This is a genomic window from Streptomyces sp. RerS4 (assembly GCF_023515955.1).
GTDB lineage: Bacteria > Actinomycetota > Actinomycetes > Streptomycetales > Streptomycetaceae > Streptomyces.
This window is the reverse complement of the sequence record NZ_CP097322.1, coordinates 732,973-753,158: the sequence shown is the minus strand read 5'-3', so window position 1 is coordinate 753,158 and position 20,186 is coordinate 732,973. Positions and strand designations below refer to the sequence as shown.

At 73.7% G+C, this 20,186-nt stretch carries 14 protein-coding genes and 1 pseudogene; 11 read left to right on the top strand and 4 right to left on the bottom strand.

Annotation, left to right across the window (positions count from 1 at the left end; translation table 11 throughout):
• Nucleotides 1-2 precede the first annotated feature (2 nt).
• Entirely contained in the window at nt 3-1,286 is a 1,284-nt protein-coding gene (locus tag M4D82_RS03415) for a D-alanyl-D-alanine carboxypeptidase family protein (protein ID WP_249764597.1), read from the bottom strand.
• Nucleotides 1,287-3,441: 2,155 nt separating this feature from the next.
• On the opposite strand from M4D82_RS03415, the gene M4D82_RS03410 reads away from it, so the two are divergent.
• The 9 genes and pseudogenes from M4D82_RS03410 (at nt 3,442) to M4D82_RS03370 (ending at nt 14,970) form a co-directional block, all read left to right on the top strand.
• The gene (locus M4D82_RS03410; protein ID WP_249764596.1) at nt 3,442-3,864 is read left to right on the top strand and encodes a GntR family transcriptional regulator; all 423 of its coding nucleotides are present in this window, start codon (nt 3,442-3,444) and stop codon (nt 3,862-3,864) included.
• A 56-nt stretch (nt 3,865-3,920) separates the two neighbouring features.
• Nucleotides 3,921-4,799, top strand: a pseudogene (locus M4D82_RS03405) (ABC transporter ATP-binding protein); the annotation flags it as partial.
• Nucleotides 4,796-5,749 (top strand): ABC-2 membrane transporter-related protein, encoded by a 954-nt coding sequence (locus tag M4D82_RS03400; protein ID WP_249764594.1) that lies wholly within the window; start codon nt 4,796-4,798, stop codon nt 5,747-5,749. The pseudogene M4D82_RS03405 and the gene M4D82_RS03400, both read left to right, overlap by 4 nt.
• A gap of 88 nt (nt 5,750-5,837) precedes the next feature.
• Nucleotides 5,838-6,614, top strand: coding sequence for a class I SAM-dependent methyltransferase (locus M4D82_RS03395; RefSeq protein WP_249764593.1), 777 nt, complete (start codon nt 5,838-5,840; stop codon nt 6,612-6,614).
• Between the two features lie 199 nt (nt 6,615-6,813).
• Nucleotides 6,814-10,065: a TIM-barrel domain-containing protein gene (locus M4D82_RS03390; RefSeq protein ID WP_283844440.1), complete on the top strand. Its 3,252-nt coding sequence runs from the start codon at nt 6,814-6,816 to the stop codon at nt 10,063-10,065.
• A gap of 131 nt (nt 10,066-10,196) precedes the next feature.
• Entirely contained in the window at nt 10,197-10,559 is a 363-nt protein-coding gene (locus tag M4D82_RS03385) for a PRC-barrel domain-containing protein (protein WP_249764592.1), read from the top strand.
• A gap of 57 nt (nt 10,560-10,616) precedes the next feature.
• Nucleotides 10,617-11,528 (top strand): oxidoreductase, encoded by a 912-nt coding sequence (locus M4D82_RS03380; RefSeq protein WP_249764591.1) that lies wholly within the window; start codon nt 10,617-10,619, stop codon nt 11,526-11,528.
• 34 nt (nt 11,529-11,562) lie between these two features.
• Nucleotides 11,563-13,662: a prolyl oligopeptidase family serine peptidase gene (locus M4D82_RS03375; protein ID WP_249764590.1), complete on the top strand. Its 2,100-nt coding sequence runs from the start codon at nt 11,563-11,565 to the stop codon at nt 13,660-13,662.
• Nucleotides 13,663-13,794: 132 nt separating this feature from the next.
• Nucleotides 13,795-14,970, top strand: a complete 1,176-nt coding sequence (locus M4D82_RS03370; protein WP_249764589.1) for a PP2C family protein-serine/threonine phosphatase — start codon at nt 13,795-13,797, stop codon at nt 14,968-14,970.
• A 4-nt stretch (nt 14,971-14,974) separates the two neighbouring features.
• On the opposite strand, the gene M4D82_RS03365 is transcribed toward M4D82_RS03370, so the two are convergent.
• From M4D82_RS03365 to M4D82_RS03355, 3 genes are all read right to left on the bottom strand, one after another.
• A complete protein-coding gene (locus tag M4D82_RS03365) occupies nt 14,975-17,173 on the bottom strand; it encodes a SpoIIE family protein phosphatase (RefSeq protein ID WP_249764588.1) in 2,199 nt (732 codons plus the stop codon).
• A gap of 183 nt (nt 17,174-17,356) precedes the next feature.
• A complete protein-coding gene (locus tag M4D82_RS03360; protein ID WP_249764587.1) occupies nt 17,357-17,854 on the bottom strand; it encodes a hypothetical protein in 498 nt (165 codons plus the stop codon).
• 188 nt (nt 17,855-18,042) lie between these two features.
• Nucleotides 18,043-18,294, bottom strand: a complete 252-nt coding sequence (locus M4D82_RS03355; protein ID WP_249764586.1) for a hypothetical protein — start codon at nt 18,292-18,294, stop codon at nt 18,043-18,045.
• Nucleotides 18,295-18,567: 273 nt separating this feature from the next.
• On the opposite strand from M4D82_RS03355, the gene M4D82_RS03350 reads away from it, so the two are divergent.
• Both M4D82_RS03350 and M4D82_RS03345 read left to right on the top strand, forming a co-directional pair.
• Entirely contained in the window at nt 18,568-19,335 is a 768-nt protein-coding gene (locus M4D82_RS03350; protein ID WP_249764585.1) for an SOS response-associated peptidase, read from the top strand.
• Between the two features lie 7 nt (nt 19,336-19,342).
• Complete coding sequence (locus M4D82_RS03345) at nt 19,343-20,152, top strand: class I SAM-dependent methyltransferase (RefSeq protein ID WP_249764584.1); 810 nt, start codon at nt 19,343-19,345, stop codon at nt 20,150-20,152.
• Nucleotides 20,153-20,186: the final 34 nt, after the last annotated feature.

Below are 20,186 nucleotides of genomic sequence, written 5' to 3'. Positions count from 1 at the left end.
GGTCAGGAGAGGCGGGTGAGCCTCGCCCCGAACGACGGCTCGGTGAGCTCCGCGCCCACGGCGATCGGCACGCTCTTGGCGCCGGCCCCGTCGCCCACGGTCAGCACGCCCACCTCGGTCCCGGCCTTGGCCTCGCGCGGCAGGGGCTTCCCCTTGCCGCCGGTGCCGGTGCCGGTGCCGGTGCCGAGGGTGATGCGCAGCCGCTGGCCCGGGACGGCGATCGCTGCCACGTCCTTCGTCGCGACGAGCGGGGTCGTCCCGCCGAGCCCGTCGGATATGTGGCCCACGAGCTGCCCCTTGCGGATGACCGGGGTCGAGCCGAGGGCCGTCCGTACCGCCTCGATGACCTTGCGGCTGTTCTCCTTCACCAGGAGCAGGCTGTTGGCGGCGTCCGGGTCCGGGCCGTCCACCCGCTGGTCCATCATCGTGCCGAGGATCAGCGGGGTCTCACCGCCGACCGTCTTGTACGCGGCCCACATCAGGGTGCCGCCGGCGGGGGTGCTCGATCCGGTCTTGATGCCCTTGATGCTGAGGCCGGGGGCGAGGAGCAGGTTGCCGTTGTTGTTGATGAGCGGCGTGGGCAGCCCCTCGATGGTGGCGTTGGGCATCGCCACGACCGCGCGGAAGGCCTCCTCCTTCATGACCGCCTCGGCGAGCTTGAGTTGGTCGACGGCGGTGCTGACGGTGCCGGCGTCGAGACCGCTGGGGTCGGTGTACGTGGTGTCGTCCATCCCGAGTTCCTTGGCGGCGGCGTTCATCTTCGCGACGAACGCGGCCTCGGAGTCGGATCCGGTGTCCCAACGGGCCAGCAGGCGGGCGACGTTGTTGGCCGACGGGATCATCAGCATCTTGAGCATGTCCAGTTGGCTGTACTTCGCCCCCACGGTGAGGCCCACGATGCGGGACTCGTGCTCGGAGGTGCCGTCCGCCACGGCCTTGGCGTCCACCTCGATGCGCGGGCCGGGGTCGTTCTTGCGCAGCGGATGTCCCTTGAGGACGACGTACGCGGTCATCACCTTGGCCACGCTGGCCGTGGGCACGGGCTTCTGCTCGCCGAACACGCCGATGTCGCCGGAGCCCGGGACGCGGACGGCCGCCTGGCCCTTGGCGGGCCAGGGGATGGCCGTCGTGCCGTCCACGGTGTGCGTGTCCTGCGCGGAGACGAGCCGCTGCTCGGGGAGGGGGCGCAGGAACTGCACGCCGGCCGCGGTGGCGGCGAGCAGCAGCACGACCGACGTCCCCACCTTGACGCGCCGCCCGAGGCCCCGCCGCGACGTCTCGGGCACCGCAGTGGCATGGGTCAGCCCGGCCAACAACTCCCTGGCCGCCCCAGGCGCCGGGGCGGGCGCCGCCCCGGGTCCGGTCACGGGTACCGCCCCGGGTCCGGCCCCGAGTCGGGGCATGGGTGCCGCCCCGGGTCCGGGCGTGGGCGCAGCCGCGGGCTTCGCCCGGGCGCTCGCACGGGCCTCGCCCCGGGTGCCTGGGTCCCCGGCGCCACGGGAGCCCCGGTTCCCGCCCCGGGTCCGGGCGGGGTGCCGCCGCGGGCTTCGCCCCGGGCGCTCGCACGGGCCTCGCCCCGGGTGCCTGGGTCCCCGGCGCCACGGGAGCCCCGGTTCCCGCCCCGGGTCCGGGCGTGGGCGCAGCCGCGGGCCTTGCCCCGGGCCCCGGTACCGGGAGCTTCCCGAGCGGCCGGAACTCACTGGTCCGCTCGCTCACGGTGTCGGAGCCCCGGCCCGGCGCCCGGAGCTCCTCCCGTGTCCCGCCCCCGTCCCCACGCTTCGCACCCGAAGCCGCCGGTCGGTTGTTTTCCGGCCCCGCGTCCGAGTCCGCGCCCCGGCCCGGGTCCGAGTCCGGCGCGGAGTCGGCGCCCGCGTCCGGCTCGGGCTCGGAGGCTGAGCCCGGCTTCGTGCCTGCGTCCGCGCCCGAGCCCGTGCGCGGCTCGGAGTCCGGGCCTGACCCCGGCTTCGTGCCCGCCTTCGGTCCCGCGCCCGCGTCCGTGGCCGAATACGAGTCCGGTTCCGCGTCGGCCTCGGCCTTCGGGTCTGAACCCAGCTTCGCGCCCGCGTCCGCGTTCGGCTCGGAGTCCGCCTGCGACCCCGAGCGCGCCTGCGGTTCTGCGGCTGCGTTCGCGTCCGTGCGTGATTCGGCGTCCGCGTTCGCGTCGGCCCCCTCGTCCGATGCCGAGTTCGGGCCCCGGCCCGAGTCCGGCTTCGCGCCTGCGTTCGGCTTTGAGTCCGCCTCTGAGCTCGATACAGGCCCGAGCCTGGGGTCGGACTTCCGCTTCGCCTCCGGGTTCGGCTCCTGCTCGGGCCGGGGCTGCTGTCCCTGCTGCGGGCTGGACTTCGCTTCGGGTTCCGGTTCTGCGTCCGGCTGGGCGTCCTCGTTCGCCTGGGCAGCGGACCCGGCGCCCGCCAGGCCGTCCGCCACCGCTTCGGATCGCGGCGCGGTGTCCCGCTTCACGGCTACCGCCGGCTTCGCGCGATCGTCCTCGGCGTCAGTCGTCGCTTCCGCCGCGTCACCAGCAGCCTCCGGCCCGGATACCGCTGCGGCGTCGTCTTCGGCCGCCGGAACGGCCTTCGCTTCCGCGTCGTCCTCGACTTCCGCCCCGTATGCCGCTTGGGCGTAGCCTCCGGCCCCCGGCAGGGACTTCGCTGCCGTGTCATCCTGGGCTTCCGCCCCGGATGCCGCTTCGGCGTCGCCCCCCGTCGCCGGCACGGATGCCGTTTCCACCTGGCCCCCGGCCCTGGTTCCGGACTCCACTCCCGCGTCACCACCGGCCCCCGATCCGGATCCCGCTCCCGTGCCACCAGCCCCCGGACGGGATTCCGCTTCCGTGTCACCACCAGCCCCCGGACGGGATTCCGTTTCCGCGTCACCACCGGGCCCCGGCGCGGGTGCCGCTTCGGTGTTGACTTCGGCCGCCGGAATGGCCTTCGCCGCCGGGTCGTCTTCGGCTTCCGCCCCGGATTCCGCTTCGGCGTCGCCCCCCGTCGCCGGCACGGATGTCGTTTCCACCTGGCCCCCGGCCCTGGTTCCGGACTCCACTCCCGCGTCACCACCGGCTCCCGGCACGGACTTCGACTCCGCGTCGGAGCCCGGCTCCAAGGCCGCGCCCGGCGACCCCGCCGCGCCCGGCGACCCGGCCGCCCCCGGCGTGCCGGCAAGCGGCTCGTGCTCCGCTGCGGGAGCAGCCCCCGCGCCCGTCACCGTCTCCGCGTTCATCCCCGCGCCCCACCTTGCTCTTCACATCCGGCCCCGCCGGACGGTTCTTCTCGACATCGGCGGCCCGGGTCAGGGTCGCCGATCACCTAGATGCCGGGCAGGGCCCCCGCGTTCCGTCCCGTGGAGGCTGTGACGGTTCGGTCATACTCCGCCCGGTTTGACGAGCCGCCAGGGAGTCTGCACTATTCCACTAACGTGTTAGTGGAATGAGGTGGAGAGATGGAGTTCCGCGTCGACCGGCGCAGCGGTGTCGCCACCTATCTGCAGCTCGTCACGCAGGTCAAACAGGCCCTGCGGCTCGGCGTACTCGAACCGGGCGACCGGCTGCCGACAGCCCGCGAGGTGGTCGCGGCCACCGCGATCAACCCGAACACCGTCCTCAAGGCCTACCGGGAGTTGGAGCGCGAGGGCCTCGTCGAACCGCGCCCCGGCGCGGGCACCTTCGTACGGCGCTCGCTCTCCCACCCCGAGGCCGCGCCCGATTCGCCCCTGCGCCAGTCCCTCGCCGCCTGGATGAACCAGGCGCGCGCGGCGGGGCTGGGCCGCGAGGACATCACGGCGCTCATCGCGGCCGCCGTGGACGAAAGCTTCAGCACGACCTCCGGGCCCGCGCCCGGACAGTCCAGAGAGGAAACGGCGTGAGCGATCCGACCCACGCTCCGGCCCTGAGGGCGACCCGACTCGGACGGGAGTTCGGCGGACGGCCGGCCCTGCACGGGTGCGACGTCGAACTGCCCGCCGGCCGCGTCACCGCACTCGTCGGCCCCAACGGCGCCGGCAAGAGCACCCTGCTCCAGTTGGCGGCCGGCCTGATGCGCCCGACCAGCGGAGGGATACGGGTCTTCGGCGAGGCCCCCGGCACCGCACGGGCCCGCCGGCGCACGGGCTACCTCGCGCAGGAGAAGCCGCTCCACGCCCGCTTCACCGTCGCCGACACCCTGCGCATGGGCCGCGCGCTCAACCCCGGCCGCTGGGACGACGCCGTCGCCGAACGCCTCGTTCGCGCGGGCGACATCCCCGTCCACGCCCGGATCGGCTCCCTCTCCGGCGGCAGCCGCACCCGGGTCGCCCTGGCGCTCGTCCTCGGCAAGCGCGCCGACCTGCTGCTCCTCGACGAACCGCTGGCCGACCTCGACCCCCTCGCCCGCCACGAGGTGACGGCGCACCTCATGGCGGAGGCCGCCGACCGGGGCACCGCCATCGTGATGTCCTCGCACGTGCTGGCCGAACTGGAGGACGTCTGCGACCACGTGCTGCTCCTCAAGGACGGCGTCCCCCGGCTGTCCGGCGACGCCCAGGAACTGTGCGACGTACACGTACGCGTCACCGGCCGCGCCGACCCGCTGGAGCCCGACGGCCTGCCCCGCGACTTCGACCGGAGCACCCTCGTGCACGCCGCCGTGGGCGGTCGTCAGGTCACCGCCCTCGTACGCCGCACGGCACCCGGCGCCCCGCTGCCCACGGACGGTGACGACCGCTGGATCACCGAGACCCCGTCATTGGAAACCCTGTTGCTCGCACACCTGCGCGTCCCCGCCCCCACCAGCCCCACCGCACCCACGGAGGTCGCCGCGTGAAGGGCGCCCTGTGGCTGGCTTGGCGCCAGCAGCGCGCGATGATCCTGACCGGCACGGCCCTGCTGCTGATCTGCGCGGGCGTGGTGGCGTACCGCCGCTCCGAGATGATGACGCTGATCGACGCCTACGGCTGGGTCCCCTGCAAGGGCTGGAACGGCGGGTGCGAGAGCCTCGCCACCTTCGAGATCATGGGTGACAACAGCACCGGCATCCGGATCCTCGGAACCCTCGGGCTCGCCCTGCCCGCCCTCATCGGCGTGTTCTGGGGCGCCCCGCTCCTCGGCCGCGAGATGGAGAGCGGCACTTTCAAGGTGGCCCTCACCCAGGGCGTCGGCCCCCGTGCCTGGTTCGCCGCGCGCTTCGGCCTCGCGGCCCTGTTCACACTGATCGCCTCCACCGTCGTCGGCGCACTCGTCGCCTGGTGGTGGGCGCCGATCTCCAACACCCTCGACGGCCCCTACTGGCACGACGCGCCGATCTACAACGCGACGGGCCCCGCCTCCGTGGCCTGCGCCCTGTTCGCCCTCGCCGCCGGCACCCTCGCGGGCCTGACGATCCGCCGGGTGATACCCGCCATGGGGGTGGTGCTCGCGGCGGTCGGTACGACGATGGTGTTCGCCCGCTTCTTCCGGAGCGGCTGGGTCGATCCGCAGACCCGGATCACCCCCGGGATGACGCCCAAGCAGCCGGTGGGCAGCGCCTGGTCGACCGGCGAGTTCGGCTACCTGACGCCCGACGGGCGCGAGCACTCCATCCGGAACGTCTGCCAGACCTCCGGCGAGGAGCTGAGGCAGTGCATGGCGGAACACGATTTCGTCGCCCGTTACCACAAGGTTTATCCCAGCGGTGATTTCTGGACCTTCCAGTGGATCGAGACGGCCCTCTACCTCGGGTTCGCGGCCGTCCTCGTGACGCTGACCCTGCTCGTCCTGCGCCACCGCACCGCCTGACCGCACGCCGGTCGACCGCACGCCGTCCGAACCGGAAGCCGCCCGACCGCACGTCGTCCGACCGCATCGTCTACGGAGGAGACCCCTCGTGGCCACGAAGAAGAACCTCACCGCCGACCGCGCCAGCGTCGCCCACAAGGTCCGCTACGCGATCGGCAACCCCACCCGCATCGCCCCGTACGTCCGTCGGGCCGCCCGCGACACCTGGCTGCGCCTCAAGCACCCCGACCACGTGGCCTACTACCGGGCCGTCATGGCCTCCGACGCCGGCCGCAATCCGGAGGCCGCCGTCGGCAGCCAGACGCACGACCGCTGGCTGGCGCTCGGCAAGATGCAGTTCGACTACCTCATGGAGCACGGCCTCACCCCCGCCCACCGGATGCTCGACATCGGATGCGGCAACCTGCGCGCCGGCTGGCGCTTCATCGAGCACCTCGACGCGGGCCACTACTACGGCATCGACATCTCGCCCGACATCCTCATCGACGCCAAGAAGACCCTCGTCGGACGCGGCCTCCAGGACAAGCTGCCGCACCTGACCATCACCCGCGACCTCACCCTGGACTTCCTGCCCGACCGTCACTTCGACGTGGTGCACGCGCACAGCGTGTTCTCCCACTCGCCGATCGGGATCATCGACGAGTGCCTCGCGCACGTGGAACGCGTCCTCGCGCCCGGTGGCTGGTTCGACTTCACCTTCGACCGCACCGAGGGGACCGAACACCAGGTGCTGCGCGAGGACTTCTACTACCGCACCGAGACCCTCGTCGCCCTGGCCGCCAAGCACGGCCTGACCGCGCGGTTCATGGACGACTGGGAGCGGCTGGGCCACGGCCAGTCCAAGATCCGCGTCACCGCCCGCTGAGCGACGTCGCGACACCCCCCGGCCGGGAAGCCGTCACCGCGGCTTCCCGGCCTGTTGCTTGAAACTGCTTGGTACCGGACGACTTCGAGCAGCTTCCTTCAAATCGGGTACGCCGGTCCGCTATCTTGCCGGGTGCATGCCAATGCGGGGTGTCCGCTGCGGTGTGCCCGCGATCCGGACCGGCACGAGGAGCTGCCCGATGCAATGGACCACGCGGCACGACCCCCCACCCTCCCTCCCGCGCCCCACCCCGCCCCGCGTGCGCCGCAGAGCCCGCCTCGCGGCGCTGGTCGCCGCCGCGCTCGCGGCCGCCGGCCTCGCCGCCGCCGGCCCCGCCACGGCCCGTGCGGCCACCGCATCCCCGGGTGCATCCGCCGCACAGGCCGCCGCCCCCGCCGCCACGGCCGGCTCGGCCACCGGCCTCACCCAGTCGGGCGCCACCTTCACCGTCTCCACCACCAGCGGCGCGAAGGCCCGCGTGGTCGTCGCCCGCGCCGACATCTTCCGGCTCTGGCTGTCGCCCGACGGCTCCTTCACCGACGACCCGGCCCGCAAGGACCTCGCCCCCACCACCGACTTCGGTCCGGTCACCACCGCCTGGACGGACGCGGGCGCGTACTACCGGATCACCACCGGCGCCCTGTCCATACGCGTCAACAAATCGCCCCTGACCTTCGCCGTCTACCGCGCCGACGACTCCACCCTCGTCTGGCAGGAGAGCAAGCCCACCACCTGGGGCGGCGGCAAGACCACCCAGTACCTCGCGCGCGGCGCCGACGAGCAGTTCTACGGCACCGGCCTGCGCCTCGGCGAATGGGCCCTGCGCGACAAGATCGTCCCCGTCGCCGTCGACAACAGGTGGCGCGAGAACGACAACGCCAGCCCGGCGCCCTTCTACATGTCCACCAACCGCTACGGCGTCATGCGCAACACCTGGGCCCCGGGCTCCTACGCCTTCACCGCCCCCACCGCACTGACCCACGACGAGAACCGCTTCGACGCCTGGTACTTCACCGGCGACTCCCTCAAATCCGTCCTCGACTCCTACACCGACGTCAGCGGCAAACCCTTCCTCGCACCCCTGTGGGGCTTCGAACTCGGCAACGCCGACTGCTTCAACGCCTCCAACCCCGACTACCAGGGCGATCACAACCGGCCCCGCCACCAGACCACCCCCGACGTCGTCGGCTACGCCACCGACGCCCGCGCCGCCGACATGCCCTCGGGCTGGTTCCTGCCCAACGACGGCTACGGCTGCGGTTACACCACGCCCCTGAAGTCAACCGTCGACGCGCTGAGGGCCAAGGGCTTCCAGACGGGCCTGTGGACCTCCACCGGCCTCGGCTCCATCGCCGACGAGGTGGGCACCGCCGGCAGCCGGGGCGTCAAGACCGACGTGGCCTGGATCGGCAGCGGCTACAAGTACGCCTTCGACGGAGTCCAACAGGCCGTCGACGGAATCGAGAAGAACTCCGACGCCCGCCGCTACGTCTGGACCGTCGACGGCTGGGCCGGCACCCAGCGCAACGCCGTCGTCTGGACCGGAGACACCCACGGCACCTGGGACGACATGCGCTGGCACGTCCCCGCCATCACCGGCGCGGGCCTGTCCGCCCTCAACTACGCCTCCGGCGACGTCGACGGCATCTTCGGCGGCAGCCCCAAGACGTACGCCCGCGACCTCCAGTGGAAGGCCTTCACCCCCGCCTTCATGACCATGTCCGGCTGGGGCGCCACCCACCCGCAGGCCGGCTACCAGGACAAACAGCCCTGGCGGTTCGCCGAACCGTACCTGTCGATCAACCGCAAGTACCTCCAACTGAAGATGCGGCTGATGCCCTATCTGTACACGATGAGCCGCACCGCCCACGAGAGTGGCGTCCCCAGCACCCGCGCCATGGTCCTCGAACACCCCGACGACCCGGTCGCCCGGGGCAACCTCACCAGCGGCCAGTTCATGGCCGGCGACTCCTTCCTCGTCGCGCCCGTCGTCTCCGACACCTCCGTACGCGACGGCATCTACCTGCCCGCCGGGAACTGGACGGACTACTGGACGGGGAAGACGTACACCGGTCCGGGCTGGTTGAACGGCTACCAGGCACCCCTCGACACGCTGCCGCTCTTCGTCAAGGGCGGCGCGATCGTCCCCATGTGGCCGCAGATGAACCACACCGGCGAGAAGCCCGTCTCCACCCTCACCTACGACATCCACCCGCGCGGATCCTCCACCTTCAGCCTCTACGAGGACGACGGCCGCACCCGCGCCCACCTGACCGGCGCCTACGCCCGCCAGCGCGTGGACGTCACCGCCCCCACCGCCGGCTCCGGCACGGTCACCGTCTCCGTCGGCGCCCCCACCGGCTGTTTCGCCGGCCAACAGGCCACACGTGGCTACGAGTTCAGCCTCCACGTGGCCTCCGCCCCCACCGCCCTCACCGTCGACGGCGCCGCAGTGCCCCGCCACGCGACCAAGGCCGCCTACGAGGCCGCCGCCACCGGCTGGTTCCACGACCCCGCCGACCGTGCCGGGATCCTGTGGGTCAAGACCGGCACCAAGGCCGGCGCCTTCACGGTGACGGCCACCGGCACCACCATCCCCGCGGGCAGCCCCATCCCGGCCGGCTCCACGCCCATCGACCGCTCCGGCTGGAGCCTCGTCTCCGCCGACAGCCAGGAGACCGCCGCCGAGAACGGCGCCGCCACGCGCGCCTTCGACGGCGACCCCGCCACCCACTGGCACACCGCCTGGTCCACCGGCACCCCGGCCGCGCTCCCGCACGAGATCGTCCTCGACCTCGGCGCCCGCCACTCCGTCGACGGCCTCGGCTACCTCCCGCGACAGGACGGCGGCGTCAACGGCCGCGTCGGCGGCTACGAGATCTCCGTGTCCGACACCACCGCCGACTGGGGCACTCCCGCCGCCACCGGCACCTTCGCCGACACCGCCACCGCGAAAACCGTTTCCTTCGCCCCCAGAACCGGGCGCTACCTCCGCTTCAAGGCCCTGACCGAAGCGGGCGGGCGCGGCCCCTGGACCAGCGCCGCCGAAATCTCCCTCACCGGCCGCCCGGCCCCCCTCCCCGCCGACGCCACGCTCGTCGGGGCCGCCTCCGGCCGCTGCGTGGACCTCCCGCACAGCGCCACCACCCCCGGTACGGAACCCACCCTCTACTCCTGCCACGGCGGCCCCAACCAGCGCTGGACGCTCCGGGCCGACGGCCGCCTCACCGGCCTCGCCGGGGTCTGCCTCGACGGCGCCGACCCGGCCAAGGTCACCGTGCGGACCTGCGACGGCAGTCCGGGCCAGACCTGGCGACCGGGCCCGGACGGCAGTCTGCGTACGGCCGGCCAATGCCTGGCCCCGGCCGGCTCCGGCACCGCCAACGGCACCCGCCTCACCCGCGCCGCCTGCGCCGGCACCCCCGCCCAGCGCTGGACCTTCACCCCCTGACCCCCGGCACGCCCCGATCCCGGGCCGGACACCTCCCCCACGGGTGCCCGGCCCGGCCCGATCGGGCGTGGTTCCGGCCCCCGCCGGTGGGTAGGCGCCGCACCGGGGAACGCGAGGAGAGGAGCCCGGTCATGGGAACCGGAATCTGGGGTCACGCTCATGGCACGGGATACGTTCCCGGCATCGACCTCGTCGGATACAAGGTCGAGGCCACCGACGGATCGATCGGCAAGGTCGACAAGCACACCGAGGACGTGGGCCGCTCCTACGTGGTCGTGGACACCGGCCCCTGGATCTTCGGCCGGCGCGTGCTGATCCCCGCGGGCCTCATCGTCCGCGTGGACGCCGAGGACGAGACGGTGCACCTGTCCTGCACCCGGGACCACGTCAAGGATTCGCCCGACTTCGCCAAGCACGAGCGCGAGGACGAGCCGACCTTCGTCACCATGATCGAGAACTACTACACGAACCCGCACACCGGCCCCCACATGTGACGAGCCACGTCTGACCGGCCTTTGGAGGTGGACCGGCCCGCGGGAGATCATCCCCGCATGACATCTGACAAGATCACCGCAGCCGCCTCCGGCACCTGGAAACTCGGGGACCTGGAGGTCAACCGCATCGGCTTCGGCGCGATGCGCCTGCCGCAGACCGGCGGGGCGCTCGTCGCCGACGCCGTTTCGCGCGACCGGGGCCAGGCCATCGCCGTGCTGCGCCGGGCCGTCGAGCTCGGCGTCAACCACATCGACACCGCCGCCTTCTACTTCTCCCCGCTGCGCTCCGCCAACGAGCTGATCAACAGCGCGCTCGGCCCCTACCCGGACGACCTCGTCATCGCCACCAAGGTCGGGCCGGGCCGCGGCCCGTCGGGGGAGTGGGTCGAGCACGCCCGCACCGCCGCCGACCTGCGCGGGCAGGTCGAGGAGAACCTGCGCCAGCTCGGCCGCGACCACCTCGACGTCGTGAACCTGCGCGTCCTCGGCACCGACTCCGTCGCCGAGCGCTTCGGCGCCCTCGCCGAACTGCGCGAGGCCGGACTCATCCGCCACCTGGGCGTCTCCAACGTCACGCCCGAACAGCTCGCCGAGGCACGGACCATCGCGCCGGTCGTCTGCGTGCAGAACCCCTACGGCATCGGCATGCGGCCCGAGCAGGACGCGTTCGTCCGCTCCTGCGGCGAGCAGGGCATCGCCTTCGTACCCTTCTACTCGATCGCCACCACCGCCCGGGAGACCGGCGCGCGGACCACCGAGAGCGAGGAGCTGCTCGCCGTGGCGCGGGCCCACGGGGCGAGTGCGGCCCAGGTCCGGCTGGCCTGGACCCTCAGCCGGGGACCACACGTCCTCGCCATCCCGGGCACCGGCGACCCGGACCACCTCGACGCCAACGTCGCCGCCGGCGCCCTGCGCCTGACCGACGACGACCTCGCCGCCCTGGACCGCCTCCACCACGCGCCGGCGTAGCCGGGTGCGGGGCGGCGGCCGGCACAATCGGCGGATGAGCGAAGAAGTCCCCGCCGTCAGCGCCGCCGTCGCCCCCGTCCCCGTCGCCGTCCCCGTACCGGCGTCCGACCACGACCACGACCCGTACCTCTGGCTGGAGGACGTGTCCGGCGATGCCGCCCTGGACTGGGTGCGGGACCGCAACGCCGAGACCGTGGCCGCGCTGACCGCCGCCCCCGACTTCAAGACGCTGGAGCGCGAGGCCCTGGAGGTACTGGACGACGACGCGCGCATCCCGTACGTCGTCCGCCGGGGCCGTCACCTCTACAACTTCTGGCAGGACGCCGACCACGTACGCGGCCTCTGGCGGCGCACCACCCTGGAGGAGTACCGCACGGAGCGGCCCGACTGGGAGACCGTCCTCGACCTGGACGCCCTGGCCGAGGCGGAAGGCGAACCGTGGGCCTGGGCGGGCAGCAGCGTCCTCGCCCCCGCGTACCGCCACGCGCTCGTCATGCTCTCGCGGGACGGGGCCGACGCCTGCGTGGTGCGCGAGTTCGACCTCGAAGAGCTCCGGTTCGTCGAGGACGGGTTCACCGTCCCCGAGGCCAAGACCCGCGTCGGCTGGCTCGACCACGACCACCTGTGGATCGGCACCGACTTCGGCCCCGGCTCCATGTCCCCCTCCGGATACCCACTCCAGGTCCGCCGCTGGCGCCGAGGCACCCCCCTCGACCAGGCCGAACAGGTCTACGCGGGACGGCCCACCGACCTGTCCGCCAGTGGCTGGCGCGACCACACGCGCGGCTTCGAGCGCGACTTCGTCTCCCGCCAGATCGACTTCTGGAACCAGGAGCTCTACCTCCTCCCCGAGGACCCCACCGCCGCACCGCTGAAGATCGACGTACCCGACGACGCGGTCGCCTCCGTCCACCGCACGTGGCTGATCGTCAGCCCCCGCTCCCCGTGGCTCGGACACGCGGCCGGCAGCCTGCTCGCCTTCGACTTCGACGCCTTCCAGGCCGGCGCGCGCGACCCGCACGCCCTGTTCACCCCGGAGCCGCACACCGCGCTCGCCGGCTACAGCTGGACCCGCCACCACCTCATCCTGCGCACCCGCGCGGACGTCTCCTCCCGGCTGGAACTCCTCACCCCCGGCCCCGACGGCTGGAGCCGGGCACCCCTGGCCGGCGTCCCGCCGCTCTCCACGGCCTCCGTCATCTGCACCGACCCCGACGAGAGCGACGAGTACCTCCTCGACGTCACCGGCTTCCTCCAGCCCTCCACCCTCCACCGCGGCACGGCGGGCAGCGACGGGGAGGGCGAGACCCTCAAGCAGGCCCCCGCCCTCTTCGACACCACCGGGCTCGCCGTCGCACAGCACTTCGCCACCTCCGCCGACGGCACCCGGGTCCCGTACTTCGTCATCGGCCCCGAGGACCGCCCCGGCCCCGGCCCCACCCTGCTCTACGGCTACGGCGGCTTCGAGGTCTCGATGGTCCCGCACTACAGCGCGCTCACCGGCCGCTCCTGGCTCGCCCGCGGGGGCACCTACGTCGTCGCCGGCATCCGCGGCGGCCACGAGTACGGGCCGCCCTGGCACCAGGCCGCCCTCGGCGCGCGGCGCGTCCGCGCCTTCGAGGACTTCGCCGCCGTCGCCCGCGACCTCACCGCGCGCGGCATCACCACGCCGGCGCAGCTCGGCATCGAGGGCGGCAGCAACGGCGGCCTGCTGATGGGCGCCGTGCTGACCCGCGAGCCCGAGCTGTTCGGCGCGGTCGTCGCCCACGTGCCGCTGCTGGACATGCTCCGCTTCCACAAGCTCCTCGCCGGGGCCAGCTGGATCGCCGAGTACGGGGACCCGGACGACCCCGCCGACCGGCCCCACCTGGAGCGGATCTCCCCCTACCACCAGATCCGCACCGACGGCGCCCCGTACCCGCCGCTGCTCCTGCTCACCTCCACCCGCGACGACCGGGTCCACCCCGGGCACGCCCGGAAGATGGCGGCCCGGCTGCGCGAGCACGGCCACCCCGTCCTCTTCCACGAGCACCTCGGCGGCGGTCACGCGGGCGCCACCGACCACAAGCAGACCGCGTTCAACGAGGCCCTCGTCCACACCTTCCTGTGGGAGCGGCTGACCCCGGCGCGGTGAGGCCGGCGCGGTGAGGCCCGCGCGCCGATCCGGCCCGGCCGCGTCCGGCGCGGTGCCGGGCCGCTCGCGCCGGGGCTGGTGGAATGGACCGACCGGCGGCCCGAAGGGGGCCGCCCTACCGACGGAGGCGATGTGGCGGATCGCGAGGGGCACGCGTTCGGGCCGACTCCGGACGAGACCCTGGAGGCGATCGGCACCACCGACGACGAGCGCACCACCTGCCGGGAGCTGGCCGCGTTCGTCTTCCGGACCCTGTGCGACGCGGCCGCCGTCGACCTCACCGACGACGGCCGCGTCGAACGGGTGGCCGTCGCCGGCGTCGCCGGCCTGCTGCGGCCCCCGGTGGCGGAGGCGCGACCGGCCGTACGGGCGGTCGACGAGGGGCACCCCCTGCGCAGCTGGACCCTGCGGCCGGGCGGCCCCCCGCTGCACGGCCTGTCCGTCTCGCTGTCCCGGCAGGGGACCTCGTACGGGACCCTCCTCGTCGTACGGACCGGCCGGGGCTTCAGCGACCACGAGGCCGCCGCCCTGCACTTCGCGGCGCGGGTCGCGGCCGTGCACATCCGCCACGCCCGGCGGCTCGCCGCCACCGAGAGCGTCGCGCTGAAGCTCCAGCGGGCCCTGGTCTCCGACCCCGGCCGGCCGCACCCGAACCTGCTGATCGCGGGCCGCTACCTGCCGGTGGGGCCGAGCGCCCTCGTCGGCGGCGACTGGTTCGAGACCGTACGCCTGCACTTCGGACGGACCCTGCTGGTCGTGGGGGACGTGATGGGCCACGGCCTCGACGCCGCCGTCGACATGAACGCCTACCGTTCCACCCTGCGCGAGGTGGCCTCCACCGAACTCGCCCCGCACCGCGTGCTGCGCCAACTCGACACGCTGGTCTCCGAGGACGCGGCCCGCCGACCCGCGACCTGCCTGCTGGCACGGGTCGACCCGGCGCGCGGCGTCGCCGTCTACGCGAGCGCCGGCCACCTGCCGCCGGCCGTCTTCGCCGCGGACGGCACCGGACGGGTGCTGGACGTGCCCGTCGGCCCGCCCCTGGGCACGGGGTTCGGGGGCTACGAGTCGGTGGCGCACCCCCTGGGCGAGGGGGAGACCCTGCTGCTGTACACGGACGGGCTAGTCGAGCGGCGCGGCGAGGACGTCGACATCTCGCTGGCCCGTCTGACGGCCCTGCGGCTGCCCGGCGGCGGAACGATCTCCGAGGCGGCGGACGCGGTGGTCGAGGGCCTCGACGCGCAGCACGCCGAGGACGACGTGGCCGTCCTCGCCGCCCGGATCCGCTCCCGCGTCCCGCACGTCTGAGTCCTCAGGGGTGGGTGCGGGCGATCAGGAGGGCCACGTCGTCGTGGGTGTCGGGCCGGCGCAGGGCGGACAGCAGCAGGTCGCAGGTCTCCTCGATGGGCCGGTGGGGGCCGGCGAGGAGGTCGGTCAGGGTCAGCAGTCGGGTGTCGATGTCCTGGTCACGGGTCTCGACCAGCCCGTCGGTGTACAGGACCAGCTCGTCTCCCGGGCCGAGGGCGACGCTGGTCGTGCTGAAGGCAACGCCGCCGACGCCCAGCGGAACGGCCGTTTTCAGCCGCAGCAACCGCGGGTGGCGTCCACTGCGCAGGTGTACGGGGGGCAGGTGCCCGGCCGTGGAGATGTGGCACATCCGGGTGTGCGGGTCGTAGACGGCGTACACGCAGGTGGCCAGGGCCTCCCCGAGGTCGGCGGTGGCCGCGTCCAGGTGGGTGAGCACGGTCGCCGGCTCCAGGCCGAGGCGGCCGAGCGCCCGCGCGGTGGCCCGTAGCTGGCCCATGGCGGCGGCGGCGTTGATGCCGCTGCCCATCACGTCGCCGACGACGAGCGCCGTGCGGTCCTCGGTGAGGGGGATGACGTCGAACCAGTCGCCGCCCGTCTCGTCGGCGGCTCCGGCGGGTTGGTAGCGGTAGGCGATGTCGAGCCCGGGGGCGGGGTGCGGGTCCTGGGGCAGCAGGTGGCGCTGGAGGGCGAGCGCGGTGTGCCGTTGGCGCTGGTACCAGCGGGCGTTGTCGATGGAGACGGCGGCGTGCGCGGCGAGTTCGGACGCGAGCAGGACGTCGTCGTGGCCGAACGGTACGGGGTTGCGGGCGCGCTTGAGGTCGAGCGCACCGAGCACCTGGCCCCGGGCGATGAGCGGTACGGCCAGGTACGAGTGCAGGCCGGCCTCCCCGAGCAGTCGGGCCGCGTCCTGGTCGCGGGCGATGCGCGGCAGGTCCTCGGGGTGCACGTGCGGTACGAGGACGGGCCGCCCGGTGCGGGCGCAGTGGGCCACCAGCCGGGCGGGGCCGTAGAGGGCGACGTCGCCGACGGGGTCGGCGGCCGCCTCGGCCTGCGTCCGGTAGGCCGCTTTGAGGGCCAGCGCCCGGAACCGTACGGCTCCGTCGTCCGCGTCCTCGCCGGGTCGGGCGCCGGTGAGGATGGTGTCCAGGACGTCGACGGTCGCGACGTCGGCGACCTCGGGGACCACGACGTCGGCCAGTTCGCGGGCGGTGATGTCCAGGTCGAGGGTGGTGCCGATGCGCACCGAGGCGTCCGCGATGAGGGACAGGCGGCGCCGGGCGCGGGCGGCCGACACGGCGGTCCGGTGCTGTTCGGTGACGTCGACGACCGAGATCGCGACGCCGATCACCTGGGCCGCCTGGTCGTCGAGGCGGTAGACGGACATCAGCCAGGCGTGCTCGTCGTCCGCGTCCGCGTCGGTGTCCGCGTCCGCGCGGGTATCGGCGTCGCTGTCGACTTCTGGGGGGCTCGCGCCGATGCGGCCGGTGGTGAACTGGTCGAGGATCGGGACTCCGGTGGCCATCACGTGCCGCATGCATTCCTCGATGGCCTCCGTGTCCAGGAACGGCAGGACGTCGCCGATCCGACGCCCCAGGTGGCGGGCGGCGGGCACGGCGTTGATGCGTTCCAGTGCCGGGTTGACCAGGACGTAACGCAGGTCGGTGTCCAGGACGGCCAGGCCGATGGGGGACTGGTCGACCAGGCGCAGGGACAGCGCGAGGTCCCGTTCGACGCGGCGCAGGGTGGCCTGCTCGGAGGCCAGTCCGAGGGCGAACAGCCGGCCGTTGTCGGCCTGGAGCCGCATGTTGCGGAACTCCACCAGAACCGTGTGGCCGTCGCGGTGGCGTATGGGGAAGGTACCGGCCCAGGCGCCTCGACCCGTCATGACCTGCGCGAACAGGCTGAGCACCTCCTGACGGTGGCTCTCCGCGACGAGCAGCTTCGCGGCCGGTCGGCCGAGGGCCTCCTCGGGCGGGTACCCGTACAGGGTCGTGGCCTGCGGGCTCCACAGGCGGATGCGGCCCTCCGCGTCGAGGACGACGGCGGCCACACCGAGCACGTCCAGCAGGCCGCCGGCCGACGGGATGCCCGCCGGCAGCGGCACCTCGACGGCAGGCACCACGGCCGTGGGGTCCCGCGGTCGCGGGCCTTCGGCCGGCGTTCCGGGGCCTTCGGCCGGTGGTACGGGCTGCACATCGGCCATCACCGGCCTCCTCACCCGGACGGACCTCTCTCCATGCTGCGGCCCCGGGCCCGGGTGTGCGACCCGGTCGCGCTCAGGCGCGCGCACGCCGGTGCGCCCGCCCCGCGTCACCGCCGCCCGGGGACGCGCCGCGGGACGGCGCGGGACGGCGGTGACGCGGGTGGACGCGGGTGTGCGGGTCGGTCAGTGGAAGAGCATGGACGCGCCGCCGACCGGGGTCGTCACCGATCCCGGGCACAGGAAGCTGCCGGAGGTCTTGGTGGCGGTGAAGGCCCGGTTGACGTACTTGAGGGTGGACCCGTCGCGGTCCCAGACCAGGTTCGTGGCCTTGTAGCGGCAGGAGACGAAGCTCTGCTGCCCGGTGATGTCGATGAAGTCGGTGCGGGCGGTCGCGGTGGCGTCGTCGAAGGTGAAGGTCGGGTTGTTGTTGAGGGCGGCCGTGATGCCACCGCCACAGGCGAGGTTGCCGCCGGGCTTGTTGACGGTGGTGCGGTCGACGGTGAGGGTGCTCGGCGGGGTGGCGCTGGTGGTGGCGTTGGTCCAGGTGCAGGTGTTGCCGGCGACGACGATGACGCCGTCGACGCGCTGGTCGGCCGCGCTGCTCGCGGTGGCGGTCGTGGCTCCGGCCAGAGTGGCCACCACGGCGGCGGCCGCCGTGCAGAGTTTCGCGAGGTGCCTCATGTCGGTCTCCTTGACACGTCCTTGTGGGGGTGTGGTGCGAGGCCGTTCGGAGTGCGCCACGGAGCGTGCCACAGGGGTCTTGAGATGTCATGACCACATCATGTATTGGCCGGAATGCGGCTACGGAGGCAGCCCCCGGGGGCCGGGCGGGGCCTCGGGCGGGGGAGAGGGGGCGGGCCGAGCCGGGTTCAGGGGATGTCGGTGTCCGTCGGCTCGGGTTCGTAGAGGTGCGGCGCGTCGCCCTGCCACTCGACCAGCGGGGAGGGCTCGCCGAGGATCAGCTCGTCGGGGTCCGGGACCTCGGCGCGGCGGAGGAACTCGATCACGTCGGTGTCGGCGTGCGCGACGCCGAGGACGCTCTCGCGGTTCTGGACGCGCAGCGTCACCCGACGGCCGCCGGAGGGCGAGATGCGATGGACGACGATCGGCGCGTGCTCCATCCCTCCACCCTGCGTCCGGGCGGCCCGGGGCGCCACCGCCGGGCGCGCCATCCGGCGTACCACCCGGGGAGTGCGCCGGAGAAGCTACGTCGGCGTGACGCGGGTGACGCGGGGGCGCGTCTGGCTTGACGGTATGGAACTCGGCGCGAACGCCCCGGCCCGGCCCCGGCCCCGTACTCCCCGCGCGGTACGCGAGGTGCCGCCGGCCGCCCGTAGGCCACCCGCGCGACGCGGCTGCCGCCGGGCGGCGGCGCCCGCCCGTAGGCTGAAACCATGTGCGGCCGCTACGTCTCCACCCGCAGCCCCGATGACCTCGCCGACCTGTTCGAGATCCCGGGGCGCAGCCCGGACCCGGTGGTGCCGCCCAGCTGGAACGTGGCGCCCACCGATCCGGTGTGGGCCGTGCTGGAGCGCGCGGACCGCGAGACCGGCGTCCTGGAGCGGCGGCTGCGGGCCCTGCGGTGGGGGCTGGTGCCGTCGTGGTCGAAGACCGCGACCGGCGGCGCCAAGATGATCAACGCCCGGGTCGAGACCGTGGCCGAGAAACCCGCCTACCGGCGCGCCTTCGCCGCCCGCCGCTGCATCCTGCCCGCCGACGGCTTCTACGAGTGGCAGTCCGTCCCCGCCACCGCCACGGCGAAGGCGTACAAGCAGCCGTACTTCATCCGCCCCCAGGACGGAGCGGTGATGGCGATGGCCGGCCTGTACGAGTTCTGGCGCGACCCCGCCGTCCCGGACGGCGACGACCCGGCGGCCTGGTGGGCCACCTGCACCGTCCTGACCACCGAGGCCACCGACGACGCCGGCCGCATCCACCCCCGCATGCCCCTCGCCCTCGCCCCCGCCGACTACGACGCCTGGCTCGACCCGACGGAAGGGGACCCCGACGCCCTGCGCGCCCTCCTCACCACCCCCGCCGACGGCCGCCTGGAGGTCCGCCCCGTCACGACCGCCGTCAACAACGTGCGCAACAACGGCCCCGAACTCCTCGACCGTGTCGAGGCCCCATCGGGCGACGAAGGCGGCCCGGCGGGTCGATAGTGGGCCTGTGAACGACGTATCGCACGACGACGGATCGCCGGAACCCGAAGGGGTCGCCTGGTCCGGTTCCGAGGGGGCCAGGGCCTTCGCCGCCGTCGAGGCGGCCACCGACTGGCTGCTCGGCTACCCGTTCGTCTTCCGCGCCCTGGCCGCCCGGATCCGCCCCGGCGACGTACTGGTGGACTACGGATGCGGCCCCGGCAGGGTGGCCCGCCACGCCGCCCGGACGCTCGGGGTGCGGGTGCTCGGCGTGGACACCTCCCCGCAGATGCTGGACCTGGCCCGCGCCGCCGGCCCGCAGGACGTGGAGTACCACCTCGTCGAGGACGGCCGGGTCACGGACCTGCCCGACGGCTGCGCGGACGCGGCCATGTGCAGCCACGTCATCGCCTCGCTGCCGAGCGAGGAGGCGCTGCTCGGCGTGTTCACGGAGGTTCGCCGGCTGCTGCGCCCCGGCGCCCCGTTCGTGCTGCTCGTCACCGACCCGGCCTGCGCGGGCCCCGCGTACGCCTCGCTGCGCATCGGGTCCCCGGGCGAGACGTTCGCCCCCGGGGACCCGCTGACCGTCCGCCTGCTGCGCACGGACGGTTCCTGGCAGGAGGTCCGCAACCACGCCTGGCCGGTGGACACGCACCCGCCCCTGCTGGAACGCGCCGGATTCCGCGACATCGCCCAACACCGACCGACCGTGACGGAAGCCGCCTCGGTCGCCGCCCCGGACCTCGTCCGCAGCCGCCCCTGGACGGCTGAACGCGAACGCCCGCCGCTGGTGATCACGACGGCCGCAGCCGCCGACCGACTGCCCGGCTCCCCTTGAAGATTTCGGCGAAAATAAGACAGGTCGGTGGCCG